Here is a 19,146-nt window from a genome sequence, read left to right as displayed (position 1 = left end):
CTATGGTTAAACTTACAATTCTAGATGGTCATGCGGTAAATCCGGGTGACCTTCCATGGACTTTTTTAGACGGCATTGTTGATTACAAGGTATACGAAAGAACTTCTCCAGAAGAAGTAATCGAACGTATCGGTAATTCAGATGCCGTTTTTCTTAATAAAATCCAGATTACAAAAGAAATCTTTGATGCCTGCCCTAATCTTAAATATATTGGTGTTCTTGCAACAGGTTACAATGTAATTGATTTAGATGCTGCACGTGCACATGGAGTAATAGTTACAAATATTCCTGCCTACTCTACAGAGTCAGTTGCACAGCATGTTTTCTCCTTTATCCTTTATTTTACAAATCAGGTTGCTCAGCACAGTGCTTCTGTTATGGCAGGAGACTGGGTAAAATGCCGTGATTTTTGCTTCTGGAACGGAAGTCTTTCAGAACTTAATGGAAAAACTCTTGGTATTTTTGGATACGGAAATATCGGAAAAAAAGTAGCTGAAATTGCAAAAGCTTTTGGAATGAATATTATCTGCTGTACAAGAACTCCAAAAGAAGGAATGCCGGAAGCAGTTAGTTTTGAAGATTTATTAAAGCGTTCAGATTTTCTGACACTCCACGCTCCTCTTACAGAACAGACAAAAAATATAATTAACAAAGAAAGTCTTTCTCTTATGAAAAAGTCTGCATACCTTATTAATACAGCCCGTGGTGGCTTTGTTGTTGAAAAGGATCTTGCAGATTATCTTAATAATGATGGTATTGCAGGTTATGCGGCAGATGTTCTCTTGAATGAACCAATGAACGCAGACTGCCCGTTATTGAAGGCAAAGAACTGCGTTATTACACCTCATATTGCCTGGGCACCACGCGAGACTCGTAAACGTCTTCAGGGCATTGCAGAAGAGAATCTCAAAGCATGGTTGAGCGGGAAGCCGATTAATACGGTGGTTGAGTAGCCCGAAGGGCGTATCGAAACCACCATCAATCTGATATATCAACGTCAAACTGTACCTGAACATCGTAGTCTGGGAATGCGTCTTTTACGTCCTGGACTACGTGGTTGAACATTTCTTTCATGCTCAGAGAATCAAAAGAAACTATAATGTCGAAGCGCATCTGCTTTGTTTTTTCGTCAACAAAAAAGCCATGCATCTGTAAAATCTCTTTGTGTTCCATTACAATTTTGCTAACACGCTCGCGAATTTGGGCGGCTGAATTTTCCTTTGTGTTTACTGAATAGATTCCGATTGCGCTCATTGCAACGCCGTGTTTTACATAAACTTCATTTGCAATTTTGCGGGACATTGAGTCAATCTTATCTGCAGACCAGGTATCAGGTACTTCAATGTGAGCTGAACCTACATGCATATCAGGTCCATAGTTATTCAAAACTAAATCGTAAGCACCAAGGATTTCCTTATCACAGGAAACAATTGTTCTTTTGATTTCTTTTGAAAGATGAGAATCAATACGCTCGCCGAGAATCTTGCTGATTGTTTCGCGCAGTACTTCAATACCCGCCTTTACGATTGCAAAGGAAATTAAAACTCCAAGATATGCCTCAAGAGAAATATGCCAGATAAGAAAAATTGCCGCTGCAAGAATTGTAGAAGCAGAAATGATGGAATCCATTAAAGCGTCTTGTCCGCTTGCAATCAGGGAATCAGAATTTACTTTTTTGCCACTCGCCTTTACATAAAGTCCAAGAACAATCTTTACAACAACTGCAACACTGATGATTACGATGGAAGCAGTATTATAATCTGGAGTAACAGGATTTATGATTTTCTTTACAGATTCAATACAAGCCGTTAAACCCGCATAAAGAATAATCACCGCAATTACGAGTGCTGTAAGGTATTCTGCCCTTCCGTGACCAAAGGGGTGCTTTTTATCTGCAGGTTTTCCGGCAAGCTTTGTTCCTACAATTGTAATTACCGAAGAAAGCGCATCACTAAGGTTATTTACAGAGTCCATAATGATGGCGATGGAGTTTGTGATGATTCCGACAAAAGCCTTAAATGCAGAAAGGAAAATATTTGCTGCAATACCGATTATACTGGTTCTGATGATTGTTTTTTCACGATTCATAAACGCCTCTTAAAAAAGATTCCCCGGTCAAGCCGGGGAATGACATTTAAAGCATTGTCATTGTCGAGCTTGCCTCGACAATCTATATTACTATTTTCTTTCAAAAACAGGAATAGCTTCAAGCGGTGCGTCCACAGTAATTGTCTGACCGCCTTCATATACTTTTCCGTCGTGGATGTTTTCCCACTTACCGGCAGGCAGGTATACATCACGTTTGAATGTCTGTGGTGTCATTACAGGGGCTACAAGGTAGTCTGAACCGAACATGTACTGATCTTTGAGGTTCCAGCATTTCTCGTCTTCTGGGAACTCGTAGAACATTGTTCTGAGCGCAGGACTTCCGTTTTCGCTTGCTTCTTTCATTACCTTTGTTACATAAGGTTTAATCTTTTCACGTAGTTTAATCTGCTCTTCCATAATCTTCTGAGGACCTTCTCCATAAGACCAGATTTCGTTGTCACGTCCGGTGAACAAGTGTCCTCCACCGTAACCTCTCTGTGGATCCTTATCGAGTAATGGAATATCGTGAGGATCACGGTCACCGTGCAGACGTAAAATCGGAGTAAATACAGCCCATTCAAACCAGCGAATCAACAATTCCTTAAACTCTTCTGTACGAACATCACCGTACATAAAGCCGCCGATATCCGTTGTCCACCAAGGAATTCCTGCAATACCCATGTTCAAACCTTCGCAAACAGAAGTTCTGAAGCATTCCCATGTAGACTGAACGTCACCATTCCAGATAATCTGATTATACTTCTGGCTTCCAACCCATGCACAGCGTTCAAGGTTTACAATGCTCTTCTGCCCCATTTTCTTCTGACCTTCGTAGAAAGCACGGCTGTACATCTGAGGGTAAATATTTGCAACCTGTAAACCAGGTCCCATCTGATATCTGTAGTTTCCAAAATCATAAATATTAAGGTCAGGTTCAGAGTTATCAAGCCAGAACATATCGATTCCGTAATCAGCATAATTCTTTTTACAGATTTCCCAGAGGTATTCGCGTGCTTCAGGATTTGTTGCATCAATTGCAAGACAGTCGCCCTGCCAGTCAAAGCTCTGGTTTGAACCACGGTCTGAACGAATCAGATAGCCCTTATCCTGCATTTCGTAGAAGTGGGTTGATTTTTTATCAACATTAGGCCATACAGAAACCATAACCTTTGTTCCCATTGCGTGAAGCTCATCGCACATAGCCTTTGGATCAGGCCAGTATTCCTTATCAAAGAACCAGTCTCCCTGCCGTGGCCAGTGGAAGAAGTCAATTACGATAACATCGAGGTGAATTCCCATTTCTTTATATTTGCGTGCTACTGTAAGGATTTCTTCCTGTGTGCGGTAGCGAAGTTTACACTGCCAGAAGCCAAGATAGTCTTCTGTAAGAGCTGGAGCTCGTCCAACAGCAGCTGTATATTTCTCAACAATTTCTGCAGGTGTATCACCGGCTGTAATCCAGTAATCCATTTCTTTTGTACTTTCGGCATGCCATTCTGTAATGTTCTTTCCAAAAGTAACTCTACCTACAGCAGGATTATTCCAGAGGAAGCCGTAGCCAAGATTTGATAATGCGAAAGGAATTGAAACCTGGCTATTTCTCTGTGCAAGTTCAAGTGTACAGCCCTTCATATCAAGATAAGGTGTAGGATACTGTCCCATACCAAAAAGCTTTTCGTCGTCGTTAGGATTAAAGCGAACTGTAAGCGAATAGTCTCCACCGATGATTCCCTGATACTGGCGGCTGATAATTTTAGTACAGCAGCTTTCTTTTGTTGCAGTTGGATCATACTGACGGTAGTATTCCTGTAAAATTAATTTATCATTTTTATAAAAAGAAATTACACCATTATAATTAAGACGTGCTTCCAGCATTCCGTTTTTAATTGAGGCACTGTTTTCTGATACGCTGATTTTAGCAGTGCCGTGATTAATCTTTTCTGTAAGAGCAACATCACGATCAATAAAAGCGCTTTCCAAAGTTGAGCGCACACGAAGAGAATCTTTTCCCCAAGGTTCAATCATTAAAGTTTCATTAGCCTTTTTGAATACAAGTGCATTTTTTGCTTCTAAAAACATAAATTCCTTCCTAATTATTTGTAATGTTTTAATTATAGCACAAGTTTTTGTTATTTGAATGTAAGAAATTTTCAGTATTATTGTAAAAATCAATTTTTATTAAACAAGCAGGAAAACACTTTCTTTTAAAATCATTTAATGGTATATTTTAACTTGACGTATGTTCGTCGTATGATAATTATTAGGAGACTTATTAAAATGAAAACTTTTGGTGGCGCTGTGCTGTTTTTGGATCGTTCGGATATCAATACCGACGAGATTATTGCTGCAGAGTATCTTGCAGAGCTTCCTAAACAGGAGCTTACTTCCCACCTTTTTGAAAATCTTAAGGTTGAAGGTTTTAATCCAAAAAGTGATGTTGCCGGTAAAAAGGTAATTATTACAAAAGAAAACTTCGGCTGTGGTTCAGAACGTGAACATGCCTCATGGGCACTTGAAGCTAACGGAATTAATACTGTTGTAGCTCCAACTTTTGCAAAAGCATTCCGTAAGGATATGTTTGCAAATGATCTTATGGCTATTGAAATTGACAGAAAATCTCTTGCAGATATGTTCCGCACATTTGCAGATAAAGATACAGAATGTAAGGTAGTTTTGAATGAAGATGGAACTGCAAAGGTAAAACTTATTGCAGGTTCTCTTTCTAAGAGCTATCAGTTTAATGTGGATGAATCTGAGAAAACTTTGTTTGCTAAAATATAATAGATTGCCACGTCGCTGGCGCTCCTCGCAATGACGTCATTGCGAGCCGAAGGCGAAGCAATCCATAAAAAAAGGCTGCCCGGAAGGACAGCCTTTTTGCTTTAACTAAGCCTCTGAGCCTTTATTTACAAGCTTCGAAAATAATATCAGCCAGGAAGATAACAGCAAGAATCCATGTAACTACAGGGATGTCTTTAACTTTCTTTCCTGCACACTTAGCGATAACGTAAGAAATGATACCCCACTGAATACCCTTAGCAATTGAGTAAGAGAATGGCATTGTCATGATTGTGATGAATGCCGGGATACCTTCTGTTGGATCATCAAACTTAATGTCTACAACAGACTTCATCATCAAATATCCAACGAAGATCAATGCTGGAGCTGTAGCTGCTGATGGAATGAGGAAGAAGAGTGGACTGAGGAAGAGTGATACAAGGAAGAGAACTGCAGTTGTTACAGAAGCAAGACCTGTGCGTGCACCAGCAGCAACACCAGAAGATGATTCAACAAATGATGTTACAGTTGAAGTACCAAGACAAGCACCAACAGCTGTACCAACAGCATCAGCCATAAGAGCGCCCTTCACATTTGCAACTTCACCGTTTTCATCTTTAAGGTTACCCTGCTCTGCTACACCAAGAAGAGTTCCGATAGTATCAAAGAGGTCTGTAAAGAGGAATGTAAAGAAGATTACGAAGAACTGTCCAAGAACTGCGAAAGAGAACTTTCCTGCAGTTGTAAAACAGATTCCCTTGAAATCAAAAGCAAAGAAATGTGGAGCTGATGGAGCTGAGAATGGTTTGAAATCTTCAGGAATTGTTGTTACTCCAAATGGAATACCAATAATTGTAGTAATGATAATACCAATAAGGATTGCTCCTGGTACTTTCAATGTGTACAAAACGATTGTAAGAATGAGACCAATTACAGCAACAATTGCTGTCTTGTTAGCCATTGTAAAGTTTACAAATCCAATGAGAGTTCCAGTTTCTGTAGAAACGATACCTGCATTAGCAAGACCAATGATAGCAATGAAAAGACCAATACCTACAGCAACAGCCTTTTTAAGACCTTCAGGAATTGATTTGATGATTGCTTCACGAACACCGCAGAGAGAAAGTATGATAAAGAGCACACCTTCAAGAAGAACTGCAGTAAGTGCAAGCTGGAAAGAACATCCCATACCCAGAACTACTGTGTATGTGAAGAATGCGTTAAGACCAAGACCTGGTGCAAGAGCAACAGGAAGGTTTGCGCAGAATGCCATTACAAGAGTTGCAATAGCAGCAGAGAGTGCTGTGGCTGTAAATACTGCACCCCAGCCCATTCCAGAAGTAGAAAGAATGCTTGGGTTTACAGCAAGAATGTAAGCCATTGCAAGGAAAGTTGTAATACCACCAATAATTTCTTTCGAAACTGTGGTACCTCTTTCCTGTAACTTAAATAACTTTTCCATATATATTTCCTCCTATGGATTAACTATTTTAATAAAACCAGAACCTTATCAACACATGCGGTAACACATGTGCCGCAGCTGGTACACTTTGTGCAGTCAATTACCGGCAGACCTGAACTTACATCAATTGCCTGCTCCGGACACTTGCGTGCACACATACCGCATTTAAAGCAGCCTTTAGAACAATCCTTTTTAATCTGAACCTTATTATCACTCTTGTTAGAACATACACCGATTGCACCTTTCAAATCAGCATCAATAAGACGGAATAGATGTTTTGGACATGCTGCAGCACATTTTCCACAGGCAACACATTTTGCTTTGTTCACCTTTGGAAGTCCATCGTCTCCCATGTAGAGAGCTCCGAAAGGGCATACTTTAACACAATCGCCCAGTCCTATACAACCAAATGCACACTTTTTTGTACCATTCATTGTAAGCTGAGCAGCCTTACAGGTTTTGATTCCGATATATTCTGCTTTATCTGCAGCGCAGTCTTTTGTACCGGCACAGGCAAGGAAAGCTACTTTTGGCTTTAATTCTACTCCAGCCTGTCCAAGAATCTCTGCAACTTTTTTAGCACAGTCTGAACCACCGGCAACACAACCGTTTGTTGGAGCATCACCTTTTACTACGGCAGAAGCAAAAGCATCACAACCTGCAAGTCCACAACCACCACAGTTTGCACCGCTTAGCGCATCTCTTACCTTCTGAACTTTTGGATCAGTATCTACATGGAAAATCTTTTTGAAAAGTCCAAGTAAAACACCAAGAAGGAAAGCAATGATTACAGAAACTATTATTGTATATAAAATTATATTCATTCAGCTCTCCTTACTTAATCAATCCCTTAAAGCCTAAGAACGCTAAGCTCAACAAACTTGCACAAACATACAATATTGGAGTTCCTGCAAAAGCCTTTGGAAGATTAGCTGTCTTAACTCTGCTGCGTACGCCACTCATAATTACCATTGAAATTAAGAATCCCATAGCAGAACCAAAGGCATAAACAAGGCTCTGAATATAATTGTAGTTCTTTGAAATACAGTTGATTGTAATACCAAGAACAGCACAGTTAGTAGTAATCAAAGCAAGGTAAACACCCATTGCGTTATACAAGCCAGGTGACATCTTCTTAAGGAAGAACTCAACAAGCTGTACAAGAGAAGCAATTACAAGAATAAAGAAAAGAGTCTGTAAGAACTCAAGTCCAAGAGGAACCATAACAAGCTTATAGATTGGCCAGGTTACGGCTGTTGCCAGCATGATTACGAAAGTAGTTGCAAGACCCATTCCTGTTGCTTTTTCAGTATCATTTGTCATACCAATAAAAGGACAGATTGCCAGATACTGGATGAAAACTACGTTATCAATAAGAGCAGATTTTATAAAAAGTTTAATTGTTTCCATTATTGTGCTCCTCCCTCAGAAGGCTGTGCAACAGCGGCTGGCGCTTCAACTTCGGCTGGTTTTTCAGCTTCTTTCAATGCAGCGATTTCTGCTTCATCAGCTTTATTCTGCTTGTACTGTTTCCATGCCTGAAGACATGCAGCTAAAATACCGAATACAAGGAAGCCGCCCGGTGCACTGTTAAAGATACCGATACGGTAAGCTTCTGGAAGAACATCAATCTTAAGTGCAGTACCTGCAAAAAGTGTTCCACCACCAAGAAGCTCGCGAATCAAAGAAATTGCAACAAGAACAATTGTATATCCGATTCCCATTCCAAGTCCGTCGAGAATAGAATCTCCAACTTTATTTTTGGAAGCAAAAGCTTCTACGCGTCCCATGATGATACAGTTTACAACGATGAGTGGAATGAAAACTCCAAGCGCATTGTAAAGAGATTCAACATAGGCATTGAGAACCAGCTGAACGATTGTTGTAAATGCTGCAATTACAGTAATGAAAACCGGAAGACGGATTGCCGAAGGAATCAGCTTACGGAAAATACTGATTACGATTTCACTCATAACAAGAACAAAGGTCATTCCAACGCCCATACCAAGACCGTTGAAAATACTTGTTGTTACACCAAGAGATGAACACAAACCGATGTTCAAAACAAGAAGAGGATTTTCACGAAGGAAACCATTAACAAAGGTTTTAAGTTTTGTGTTTGCCATTATTTTGCTACCCCCTTCATGTCAAAGTATTTAAAGATATTTTTTGCTCCTTCATTTATTAAAGAAGAAACTGCAACACTTGTAATTGTTGCTCCGGAAATTGCATCAAAGTTTTCTCCGGCAGTAAAGCCTGATTTTGCATTCTTTCCTTCAAACTGTCCATAGAAGGTTTTACCGTTTGGAAGTTTAAACGTAGAATCATTTGCTTTAAGACCAAAACCTGGAGAGTCTGTAAGTTTAAGGAACTTAAGACCAGCTACAGTTCCATCAGTTTTAATACCAATAAGAATTGATCCCTGATCATAAGTAGGACCAGAAACCTGAGCGGCACCGCCAATAATTTCATTACCACGTTTTGCAACATACATTTCATCAACTGTAATTGCACCAACAACTGGAGGTGTAAAATCTTTTACTGTTTCAAAGGTAAGTCCATTATCAGGGAAGAATTCCTGCATTGCTGCACTAACCTTTCGCTCCTGATTCTGAGCAATTTTTGGAGCTGTAAAATTATTTACGATTGCAAGCATTGCACAGGCAACAACAGCATAAGCTGCAAGAATAAGACCAAGACGAATCATGCTCCAGGCATTTTCTTTTTTGATTGCTTCAGCCATTATTTTGCCTCCTTTGTTGCAGCGTCTGCAGGACGACCGGCTTTTTTACCGTAGCCATACTTACGAGCTGTCAGATTGTTTAAGAAAGGAGCAACGCTGTTCATAATCAAAATAGAGAACATAACGCCTTCCGGATATCCTCCAAACTTTCTGATAAGGAAAGTAATAAGACCACAGCCAAAGCCGAAAATAAGGCGGCCCTTTTTAGTAAGAGGAGCTGTAGCATAATCAGTTACCATGAAAGTTGCACCAAATAAAAGTCCACCAGTCATCAATGCCATGGCAACATTTTCACCGGCAATACAAGAACAGATTGCAACAGTTCCTACCATCGCAAGAGGAGCACGCCAGTCGATAATGTGAGCCAGTGCCAGGAATGCAAAAGAAATCAAAATCAATAAGGTTGAAGTTTCACCAATACAACCTGCTCTGTTTCCAATAAAGTACTGCCAGTAAGTTCCACTTTCTACTGCAAAACTTCCAGCCTTAATAGCAGAAAGAGTTGTTGCAGATGAAACAGCATCTACAGCTGAAATTGTTTTTGGAGCCATCCAGCTTGCACCCATGGCAGCAGGGAAACTCAGGAACATAAAGGCACGGCCAGTTAAAGCCGGGTTGAATACGTTAGAACCGATTCCACCGAAAAGTCCCTTTGCAACAATCATTGCAACTGCTGCACCAACAACAAAAATCCATACAGGAGCAGTTGAAGGACTTACAAGTGCCATCATAACACCGGTAACACAGGCAGAGAGATTTCCAATTACAACCTTCTGCTTAGTTACCTTCTGGAAGATATATTCAAAACATATACAAGAAGCAACTGAAATAAGAATTCTTATTAAAGCTGCCCAGCGGAATAAAACAATACCCATAATGACTTCAGGAAGAAGTGCAAAAAGCACAGTTCCCATAATCATTGTTGTATTACATTTCAAATTAAAATGAGGGCTTGAAGATACATGTAATTTATCGCTCATCACTTGCCTCCTTCAGCTTTTGCTGCAGCCTTAGCCTTTGCTTCTGCCATCTGCTGGCGTACAATTCCCTTACCAAGTCTGATTCTCTGAATAAGGTTTACCTTAGCAGGACAAACAAAGGCACAACAACCGCATTCAATACAATCCATAAGACCAAAACTCTTAGCCTTTTCTATATTACCAGCCTTAAGTTCACGAACAATCAGAGCTGGTGAAAGTCGCATTGCACATTTTGCAACACATGAACCGCAGGAAATACACTGAGATTCTTCTTCAAGGAAGGTTTCTTTTTCTGTAAGGAATGTAACACCGCTGGTACCTTTTGCAACAGGGAAATCTGCAGATACCATTGCAAAGCCCATCATAGGACCGCCCGAAATAATCTTTACAGGTACCCCTGCTCCTTCTGTTTTTAAGGCAAAACATGAAGGTATAAGATCACTTACAATAGTTCCTACTGGAACTTTAAGATTTACAGGTTTAATTACAGCGCCACCACTTATTGTAAGCGCTCTTTCAATCAAAGGCATTCCCAATCTGAATGCATCACTGATTGCACATACAGAACCAACGTTAGAAATTACACAGCCCGCATCTGCAGGAAGTTTTGCGCTAGGAATCTCGCGCCCCGTTGCAGCTGAAACTATAAACTTTTCCGCACCCTGAGGATACTTTGTCTTTACCAGGCAAACCGACATTTTATCGTTGTAGCCCGCAGCAGCAATTTCCTTTTCAAGTGATGGAAGAATATATGCCTTGTTGTCTTCAAGAACAATAATACCCTTTGCGTGTCCCTGACCATCCTTACCGCCGTTTACAATATGAAGAACAATTGCAAGGCCATCTATAACCTTTGCCGGCTGTTCAACCATTGTACGTTCATCACAAGTAAGATAAGGTTCACATTCTGCGGCATTTACCAGAACATAATCTATGATTTTATCAGCAGGTGGATTAAGTTTTACATGGGCAGGGAAAGATGCTCCTCCCATACCAACAATACCTGCTTCTTTAATACGTGCTAAAGCCTGTTCTTTTGTAGTCTCAAAAGGATTTAATACAGGAAGATATGCTTCGCGCCCTGCATCATCAGCTTCAATAATAATACAAGGTGCTGTACCATTTGCAGTTACCAGACAATTTTGGATTTTTTTAACTTTTCCAGAAACGGAAGAATGAACCGGACAGTTCATAAAGCCTTCACCAGAGGCAATAACCTGTCCTTTCGCAACTTCATCACCAACTTTTACAAGCGGTTGATTTGGCGCACCACCCATCGTAACCGGAATTGTAACGGTTTTTGATGCTGGGAACGCAGGAGTTATAGGGCACTGGTTGCTCAGTTCCTTATACTCTTTGGGATGAATTCCACCCCGAAATGTCTTTGCTCTCATAATATTACCATTATAAACCTAGATTTTCTAACTTGCAATATTGAGAGCTTGGATTTAGAATTATATATAATATGGGCAGATTTGATTCACTGAAGAAATTTTTAGGCATCGAGAAATTCACAAAATATACAAATGAATATTTTGACCGTTCAAATATTCGTTCAAGTTTTTATGTAGCTTCAATCATTGTAGTACTTGAATTCTGGATGATCTGTAGTACCCTGTTTTTCCAGTACCTTGGAGATTTAAATCGCTCAACATCCTGGCTTGTAACTCATCTTGTAAGCTATTTTGTTCTATTTTTATCTGCCGTAGTACTTTTAATTTATTCAATTTTACATCAAAAAAAGATTGTTCAAAACAGAGCCGTATGGTGGGGAATCCGTTTTGTATTTTCCATCATATCAATTGCTTTTGGTATTTACATCTCTTATATGGATTATCTTAAGGGCGAACAGTTTATTACCCTTATGACAATGACCATTCTGGTTTTCTGCTTTACTGTATGGAGACCTTTTTATTCCATTGTTTTTCTTGGATCTTCTTATGGAATATTCTTTGCAATCTGTAATCATCAGATTCCAGCGTCATATGCAACAAAAGTAAACCTTACAATTGTATTAATTATCATTCTTTTGAGTGCAATTAACGCTTACAGACAAAAGCTTAGTGAAGCAAAAAAAGATGAAAAGCTTGAACAGGCACATGATATTCTTCTTAAACTTTCAATTAGTGATGAAGTTACCGGAATTGCCAACATGAATTATTTCCGTGGTCAGGCTCTGGAGATAATGAATAAAAAAGATGTTGATATTAATACCCTGATTTATCTTTATTTTGATATTGAAAATTTTAAGATGCTTAATCAGAAATATGGATTTTGGGAAGGAAATACTTTCTTAAAAAACTTTGCTGATATCTTAAAAGAAACTTTTGAAGATTCAATTCACGCTCACTTTTCTAATGACAATTTTGTTGTACTTACAAAAGATGTAAAAATCAAAGACAAAGTTCTTTCTATTTGTAAAAGAGTTTCGGAGTTTGATTATGATATTAAGCTTGGAATTAAAGTTGGTGCTTATAAGCCGATAAATCGTGAAGTACTTCCGCTCATTGCCTGCGATCATGCAAGATATGCATGTAACACAATTAAAAAACATTATAATCTTGCCTACTGTCTTTATGACCAGAACATGGCTTTGAATTTCCAGAAAAAGCAATACATCATAAATAATTTTGATGCTGCGATTCAAAATGAATACATTAAGGTTTTCTATCAGCCTGTAGTTAATGCTTCTAACGGTAAGATGTGTGGTCTTGAAGCACTTGCAAGATGGGAAGATCCTCAGTTCGGTTTCCTCTCCCCTGCAGACTTTATTCAGACTCTCGAAGAATATTATCAGATTCACAGACTTGATATGTATGTTGTAAAACAAGTCTGTAAAAATATCCGTAATGCAATTGACCGTGGAAGAAAAATTCTTCCGGTTTCTCTAAACTTTTCCCGCATGGATTTTGATTATCTTGAATTAGCGCAGGAAGTTGAAAACTGTCTTAAAAAATATGATGTTGATAAATCAATGATTCATATTGAAGTTACAGAAAGTACACTCTCTGAAGATGATATTAAACTTAAAGAAGAATTAAAGAGTTTCCGTTCCCAGGATTATGCTTTATGGCTTGATGACTTTGGTTCAGGATATTCAGGATTAAATGTTCTTAAAGAGTTTGATTTTGACTTAATTAAACTTGATATGAAATTCCTTTCAAACTTTGAGAATAACGAAAAGGCTCGCCCTATCATTAAGAACATTATAAATCTTGCGAAAGACCTTGGAATGCAGACAGTAACTGAAGGTGTAGAAACTCAGGAAGCCTGTGATTTTCTTAGAGAAATTGGCTGTGAAAAACTTCAGGGCTATTTATTCAGCAAACCTGTTTCGCTCGAAGAACTTGAAGCAAAAATTGACAGCGGAGTTTTTGAGATAGAATAAACCAAGCCTTTATTTTGTATGGAAAGTAATTGCTCCATCCCAGTTTTCCGGTGGATTCTTTTCAAATTCTATACAGCGCTCAAGCATTAAATTAGCTGCTTTATCATCATTAATTTCTGAAACGGCCTTTTCAAAGTATTCACGTGCAAGTGTCCAGTTTCCTTCTTTATATAATTCAAAGCCTTTAGTATAGAAATCGCGGTAAGCTTCAGAGAACTCTTCACGGTTACGGTCAATTGCATATATTGGAACAGCCTTTTCCTTACCTTTAACTTTTACATCATCCAGATATCTGAACTCAAAACCATCTGTACCGCCAGTTGTTTTATAGATATCTTTCTTTACTGCATCAGTTACAAGAATCATTGAACCGTAAGTTTTTGTAAGTCCTTCCATTCGTGAAGCAAGGTTTACGTTATCACCAATTACTGAATAATCCGTTTTATCAGAAGAACCGATAGATCCTACAATTACATCTCCATAGTGAATACCAATACCAATATTAAAAGTCATTCCAGGTGGCAGAACAAGATCTTCAAGCGGAACAGAAGGCAATGCTTCTCTCATTTCATATGCTGCAGCAAGAGCCCGGCGGGCATTATCTTCATAACTAACCGGTGCTCCAAACAAAGCCATGATTGCATCACCAATAAACTTATCAATTGTACCACCATGTTTTTTGATGATTGTACACATGGTTGTAAAATATCTGTTTAAGAAGGCCACAATAGTTTCCGGTTTATTCAATTCGCTAATGCTTGTAAACGAACGGATATCACTGAATAAAATTGCAACATCTCGTTTTTCACCTACACTAACCTTGTCTGAAGAAGCAGCACCATCAACAAGTTCATCAATAATCTGTTCTGGAACAAAGCGGCTGAATGCACGGCGAATATTTTTTTCAAACTTAATTTTCTTTTTAAGAGTGATTGCGTTTTCAACAAGTGAATTGAAAAGCATTGTACAGAACTGAAGCAAGTCCAGCTGATGAGTTGTAAAAGCCCCTTCCCTTACAACATTCACAGTACCGATGTTACCTCCATCCTGACTGATAAGTTTGATTGTCTGGAAAGCAGAAAGCGGAATACTAGCTGTGTGGTATTTATCAATAGGATACTGAGTCTTCAGACACTGTGGAGTTACCTGAAGAATATTTGTATCTGGAACTACCATTTCAAATTCCGAAGTACAGACTTTTATAAAATCATTAACTTCTGTTTCTGTAAAAGATGAAGCAGTAATATAAAAGATTTCGGCTCCATCTTCTTCACTAAGATAAAGAGATGCTGCAGGAATTTCACAGAACTCTGTAAGAAGATTCAAAAAGTTCTGTGCAAGAGTTCCCAGATCTCCAATATCTTTGATATAAGAGAAGATTCGTTCTGCAATTCCACTCTTCATAATATCGCAGAATATTGGGCCACCGGAAAGCTGATTGTTTTTTGCAAGAAGCATTAAATCATCAAGACGCTCTATAAGTGAATCTGTTTCAAGATGAATAAAAATGTCAGCGCCTGTATTTGTCATGTAAGCATTTTCAAATGTAAAATCACTGGTTGCATAAATTGCCAGAGGTATATTCTTTAACGCTTCAACACTTTTAATAAGACGAACAAGTTCTGAAGTTCTTGGATTTACACTCTTAGCGTTTATTAATACAGCGGCTGGCTTTGTTGTATACATTAAGTTCAACATTTTTAAGCCGTCTGTTTCAAAAGTGGCTGTATATTTTGTGTTGTTTAATTTATCATTCAAAAAAGATTGAGTGGTTTTTGAAGGTTCAAGAATTAAAATTTTACTATTCATCTTTCAACATCCTTTTTAAAGTTGATATAAGGAATTCTCGGGAAAAATCAGCTTTGTTTACAAAGGCATCTGCTTTTTCCAAAGGTGTGTCTGCCATCACAACAACAGGGACATTTTTATAATTTTCCATACGGCGAACATTATCAAGGAATAAGTTACCGTTCATACGCGGCATATAATCGTCACACAAAATCAGATCAAATTGCTTCTGCTTAATCTTTTCAATTGCATCAATTCCATCCACCGCTTCATCAACTGTAAAGTTATTTGCAATGAGGATTGTTCGTTCAATTTGTCTGGTTGTTTCTGAATCATCAACAATTAGAATTTTATTGATATGTTTTTTAGTATTGGCTTCAAATTTTTTTACATCATATCCACGCAGAGAACGGAATCGTTTCATAATTTCGGGCATATTTAATACTGGAATCATGTCATATTTTTCATCAAAGACAACACCGGTTACAGCTGTAAAATTATGAAATCCTGGTGGCATATCCTGTTTAATTACAGAAACAAATTTTTGAACAGCATCAACAATAATTCCAATTCTCTGTGTCTGATAATCTACAATCAAAATTGTATCCATGGCATTAAGCGATTTTGCTTTCTGGCCGGGGAATAGTGAAGAAAGAGAATAAACTGGAATCTGTTCTATTTCTGCATCATCTTTGTTACCTGTTTCACTTTCAATTACATAGTTGGTAACTTTCTGATTCTGCACTACTTCATAATTCAATGGGCTTTCACAGATAACGTCATGAATGTACTGAGATGAAATCATAAACTTCTTGTCATTTGCTGTAACAAAAAAGCCTGTGAAGGTCTGATGACTTTTTAAGTAAGCATCATCCTGAATTAAGGAAACAAGATTTTCATGAGAGTTTCTTAAAGTGTTCTGCAGGTTCTGAGTATCATTAGCAAGGAGTTTGTAAGCTTCTTTTATACCGCGCATATCATTATCTGAAATAGCGGCTTTAAGCATTGAAACCTGATTGTTAATAATATAGGAACGGGCAATCATCTCTTCATGAAGAGTAACTTCGCTTGCGATTGCTTTTGAATTGATTGTAAGAAATTCATCTTTCTGCTCTTCTGCTTCACCTTTTGCAGAAATACGCTTTTTTCTTGTGGTTGTTTTACCAGATGATTTTGAATTTGTTTTAGCAAGTTTTAAAAGATGCTTTGGTTCAAAAATTTCACCAGCGACAGCTTTGTCACAATATAAAACGTAAGGACGAACATCTAATGTTTCAATATCTTCAGAAGCTTCTACCATATTACACAGTAGAGTTATTTCATCAAGAACTAATATAATAAGAGTCTTTACGTTTTTAGAAAAAAGAAGTTTATCATCAAGAAGTGCTTTGTAAATATCTTCAAGAGCTTTGTATAATCTGTAAATATTCTCATAACCAAGTAAATGAGAATTATCTTTTGTCATACTTAGAATTCGAAGATGTTTACGGTATTCTTCCGGAGCTTTTCTGATATCGGAAATAAGAGAACGGGTTTCTTCGAGGTAATATTTTACTGTATTTGATAACTCACTCATGCTTTCCTAAATCCTTACAGATATTTTTTTCAATAATATCTGCATCAAAGAACGGAATATATTTAAGCTTATACTTTACCTTGTCTTTAAATATATCATCCTGTTCCGGTTCATAAAAAACTTCTATATTAGATATATGAATACAAAAATGATCATCACTACGATTGAAAAGCAGAAAGACTTTTTCTTTAATTTCTGAATCTTCCTGTTTTTCCATTTTCAAAACATTGATAACCGTATAAGGTATTCCACGGCAATTAAGAACTCCTTCTATGTAGTCTGGCGTAAACGGAATAAAATGAATTTTTGAATCATATATGATTTCCTGAATCAAAGAAGACTTTAAAGCATATCTTTGAGAATGAATTGAGAAAATCAGATAAGAAGTATCATTTCCGTTGTAGAGCCGCTCAAGTTGTGCTTCAAGTTTTTTATCTTCTTCAGCCATAGGCTTATTTTCTTTCCTTTTTTGCAGAGTTTTCTTCCTGGTCTGAACTCTTCATACTGTTGTTCATTGCTTCTGACATTGTACGAATGTTTTCTGATGATGCAGAAATTGAATCTGTTGCAACAGTGAAGTTTTCAACACCGGCAGAAATCTGTTTAAGTGCTATAAGAATCTGTTCAGAGGCTGTAGTTTGCTGCTGAATAATTTCTGTAATATCTCCCGCAGAGGATGCAGTGATCTCTGCTGAGTTCTTGATACTATCAAACATTTCTCCAAGATTTTTAGCGCTCTCATAACCTTCGTTGATTTTCTGAGTTCCACTTTCAGATGCAAGAATAAGTGAGTCAGAAGAATGTTGAATTTCATTAATACGCTCTTTAATCTCTTTTGTTCCATCGATAATGCCATCTGAAAGACGACGAATTTCATTGGCAACAATACGGAAACTTTTACCGGCTTCACCTGCACTGGAAGCTTCAAGTTCGGCGTTGAAAGCAATAATTTTTGCCTGGTCTGCAACATTGTTAATCAAAGTTACAATGTCCCAGATGCTTTCAATTCTTTCGCTGAGAATTTTCATTCCATCAATGGTTTGCTGGTTTGCATCAAAAATGGCATGAAGCTGTGCAACATTCTTTTCGATAGAATTTACACCGTCAATAACGTCACGAGATGTTTTATCTGCAACTTTTGAAACTGCCTGAATCTTTTTAGAGATACTTTCAGAAAGTGCATTTGAGTCTTCCATTGTTGCAACAATTTCTTTTACTGCTGCACTTTGATCTTGAGCTGTGGCTGCATTTTCTTTTGCAGAGACAACAAGATTCTGAGTTTCTTCAAAGAGAGCGGCTCCCATTTCCTGCTCGCCTTCTCTCATCTTCTTAATTACAAAAATATTATAAACGGCTGCAATAATACTAAAGACAGCTAAAGCAAGTTCAAAAATAATGATTGTATTTGAAAGCTGTCCTGTAAAATCTCTAACTGGTCCTTCAATTACAATATACCATGGAGAAAGTCCTACTTTACTAATTGCAAAATAGTTTTTTCTGTCTTTTGAAGTCTGGAGAGTTCCCCTCATCCATTTTGTAAGATCACCTTTGTATTGAGTTTCATCGAAATACTTTTTCTTCATGATTTTTGAAGAATCCTTGTTTGTAATATAGTAACCATCAGAAGTAATCATATTTACAGATGAGTTTTTAGAAATTGAAGTATTATCAAAAAGTGATGTTAGTTTTGAAAGAAGAATATCACAGGCAACAATACCTTTTACGTTTCCTTCTGTGTCATTTACTGAATGTGAAATTGTAATAATCAGTTCGCCTGTATCTGCATCAATAAATGGAGATGAGAATGCAAGCTGCCCCGGATTATTTATGGCAGACTTAAACCATTCTCTTGTAGTTTGATCATAACCTGCAGGTGGGGTCCAGCCGCTGTTATGAACAAATATGCTGCCTTCCTGTAAGGTTGATCTTTTTGATGAATAATAAAAACCAGATGAATATTCAAGATTTTTCTGGAATGTTTGAACCAGCGGTACATAAATCTGAGTATCATCAGAAAGACTTGCAAAATTTGAGAAATCCTCGATATTTACCATAACAGGATTAAGTCTTTCAAGTACACTTGAATTAATTTTTTCGATTGTGCCTGTAAGCTGGGCATCAATATAATACTCTATGATTTTATGTGAGATATCATAGAAAAAAGTACAGGAAACGATTGTTACTGTAAGTAAAGGTGCCAGTGTTCCCCAGAAAAGTTTTCTAGACTTTTTCTTGGTGGACATGTTCTTATAAGCATTTTTCTTTGCCATTTAATTACACTCCATGAAAAAATATCAAAATAAAAACTTTTTGGATATTTTAATTATAACATGCTTTTTTTGA

Annotated in this window: 16 protein-coding genes; 3 read left to right on the top strand and 13 right to left on the bottom strand. The window is 37.7% G+C overall.

From position 1 onward, the window contains the following. Positions 1-2 precede the first annotated feature (2 nt). Positions 3-953, top strand: coding sequence for a D-2-hydroxyacid dehydrogenase (locus BM161_RS03960; protein ID WP_074930641.1), 951 nt, complete (start codon positions 3-5; stop codon positions 951-953). Between the two features lie 25 nt (positions 954-978). Here BM161_RS03960 and BM161_RS03955 read toward each other — a convergent pair whose 3' ends face one another. Continuing rightward, positions 979-2,088 (bottom strand): cation diffusion facilitator family transporter, encoded by a 1,110-nt coding sequence (locus BM161_RS03955; protein ID WP_074930640.1) that lies wholly within the window; start codon positions 2,086-2,088, stop codon positions 979-981. 90 nt (positions 2,089-2,178) lie between these two features. Further along, complete coding sequence (locus BM161_RS03950; RefSeq protein WP_074930639.1) at positions 2,179-4,167, bottom strand: glycoside hydrolase family 31 protein; 1,989 nt, start codon at positions 4,165-4,167, stop codon at positions 2,179-2,181. 198 nt (positions 4,168-4,365) lie between these two features. On the opposite strand from BM161_RS03950, the gene BM161_RS03945 reads away from it, so the two are divergent. Further along, the gene (locus tag BM161_RS03945) at positions 4,366-4,869 is read left to right on the top strand and encodes a 3-isopropylmalate dehydratase small subunit (protein ID WP_074930638.1); all 504 of its coding nucleotides are present in this window, start codon (positions 4,366-4,368) and stop codon (positions 4,867-4,869) included. A 121-nt stretch (positions 4,870-4,990) separates the two neighbouring features. Here BM161_RS03945 and BM161_RS03940 read toward each other — a convergent pair whose 3' ends face one another. From BM161_RS03940 to rsxC, 7 genes are read right to left on the bottom strand one after another with little or no spacing between them, the layout of a single operon-like run. Then, positions 4,991-6,328: an NCS2 family permease gene (locus BM161_RS03940; RefSeq protein WP_074930637.1), complete on the bottom strand. Its 1,338-nt coding sequence runs from the start codon at positions 6,326-6,328 to the stop codon at positions 4,991-4,993. A gap of 23 nt (positions 6,329-6,351) precedes the next feature. Continuing rightward, on the bottom strand, positions 6,352-7,152 hold the full coding sequence (locus tag BM161_RS03935) for an RnfABCDGE type electron transport complex subunit B (RefSeq protein ID WP_074930636.1): 801 nt from the start codon (positions 7,150-7,152) through the stop codon (positions 6,352-6,354). Positions 7,153-7,162: 10 nt separating this feature from the next. Beyond that, complete coding sequence (locus tag BM161_RS03930; protein WP_074930635.1) at positions 7,163-7,738, bottom strand: electron transport complex protein RnfA; 576 nt, start codon at positions 7,736-7,738, stop codon at positions 7,163-7,165. Beyond that, positions 7,738-8,454 carry an electron transport complex subunit RsxE gene (gene rsxE, locus BM161_RS03925; RefSeq protein ID WP_074930634.1) on the bottom strand — a complete coding sequence of 239 codons (717 nt, stop codon included), beginning with the start codon at positions 8,452-8,454 and terminating at the stop codon, positions 7,738-7,740. Before rsxE ends, BM161_RS03930 begins: the two co-directional genes overlap by 1 nt. Next, positions 8,454-9,071, bottom strand: coding sequence for an RnfABCDGE type electron transport complex subunit G (locus tag BM161_RS03920; protein WP_074930633.1), 618 nt, complete (start codon positions 9,069-9,071; stop codon positions 8,454-8,456). The genes rsxE and BM161_RS03920 overlap by 1 nt, the downstream gene beginning before the upstream one ends. Next, the gene (locus BM161_RS03915; protein WP_074930632.1) at positions 9,071-10,051 is read right to left on the bottom strand and encodes an RnfABCDGE type electron transport complex subunit D; all 981 of its coding nucleotides are present in this window, start codon (positions 10,049-10,051) and stop codon (positions 9,071-9,073) included. Before BM161_RS03915 ends, BM161_RS03920 begins: the two co-directional genes overlap by 1 nt. Further along, positions 10,051-11,445: an electron transport complex subunit RsxC gene (gene rsxC / locus BM161_RS03910; protein WP_074930631.1), complete on the bottom strand. Its 1,395-nt coding sequence runs from the start codon at positions 11,443-11,445 to the stop codon at positions 10,051-10,053. Before rsxC ends, BM161_RS03915 begins: the two co-directional genes overlap by 1 nt. 71 nt (positions 11,446-11,516) lie before the next feature. Between rsxC and BM161_RS03905 the strand changes: the two genes are divergently transcribed. Then, positions 11,517-13,439 (top strand): EAL domain-containing protein, encoded by a 1,923-nt coding sequence (locus BM161_RS03905; protein WP_083425664.1) that lies wholly within the window; start codon positions 11,517-11,519, stop codon positions 13,437-13,439. 9 nt (positions 13,440-13,448) lie between these two features. Here the strand turns inward: BM161_RS03905 and BM161_RS03900 are convergent, their stop codons facing one another. Genes BM161_RS03900 through BM161_RS03885 form a run of 4 tightly spaced genes read right to left on the bottom strand, consistent with a single transcriptional unit; the run spans position 13,449 to position 19,073 of the window. Then, positions 13,449-15,248, bottom strand: a complete 1,800-nt coding sequence (locus BM161_RS03900; protein ID WP_074930629.1) for an adenylate/guanylate cyclase domain-containing protein — start codon at positions 15,246-15,248, stop codon at positions 13,449-13,451. Next, on the bottom strand, positions 15,241-16,803 hold the full coding sequence (locus tag BM161_RS03895; RefSeq protein WP_074930628.1) for a response regulator: 1,563 nt from the start codon (positions 16,801-16,803) through the stop codon (positions 15,241-15,243). Before BM161_RS03895 ends, BM161_RS03900 begins: the two co-directional genes overlap by 8 nt. Further along, a complete protein-coding gene (locus BM161_RS03890) occupies positions 16,796-17,251 on the bottom strand; it encodes a chemotaxis protein CheW (RefSeq protein ID WP_074930627.1) in 456 nt (151 codons plus the stop codon). The genes BM161_RS03895 and BM161_RS03890 overlap by 8 nt, the downstream gene beginning before the upstream one ends. Positions 17,252-17,255: 4 nt before the next feature. Further along, the gene (locus tag BM161_RS03885; RefSeq protein ID WP_074930626.1) at positions 17,256-19,073 is read right to left on the bottom strand and encodes a methyl-accepting chemotaxis protein; all 1,818 of its coding nucleotides are present in this window, start codon (positions 19,071-19,073) and stop codon (positions 17,256-17,258) included. Positions 19,074-19,146 lie beyond the last annotated feature (73 nt).

The organism is Treponema bryantii (assembly GCF_900113965.1).
Taxonomy (GTDB): Bacteria; Spirochaetota; Spirochaetia; order Treponematales; family Treponemataceae; genus Treponema_D; species Treponema_D bryantii_A.
Note: the sequence above shows the minus strand (reverse complement) of the source record. Positions and strands in the feature narration are given on the sequence as shown.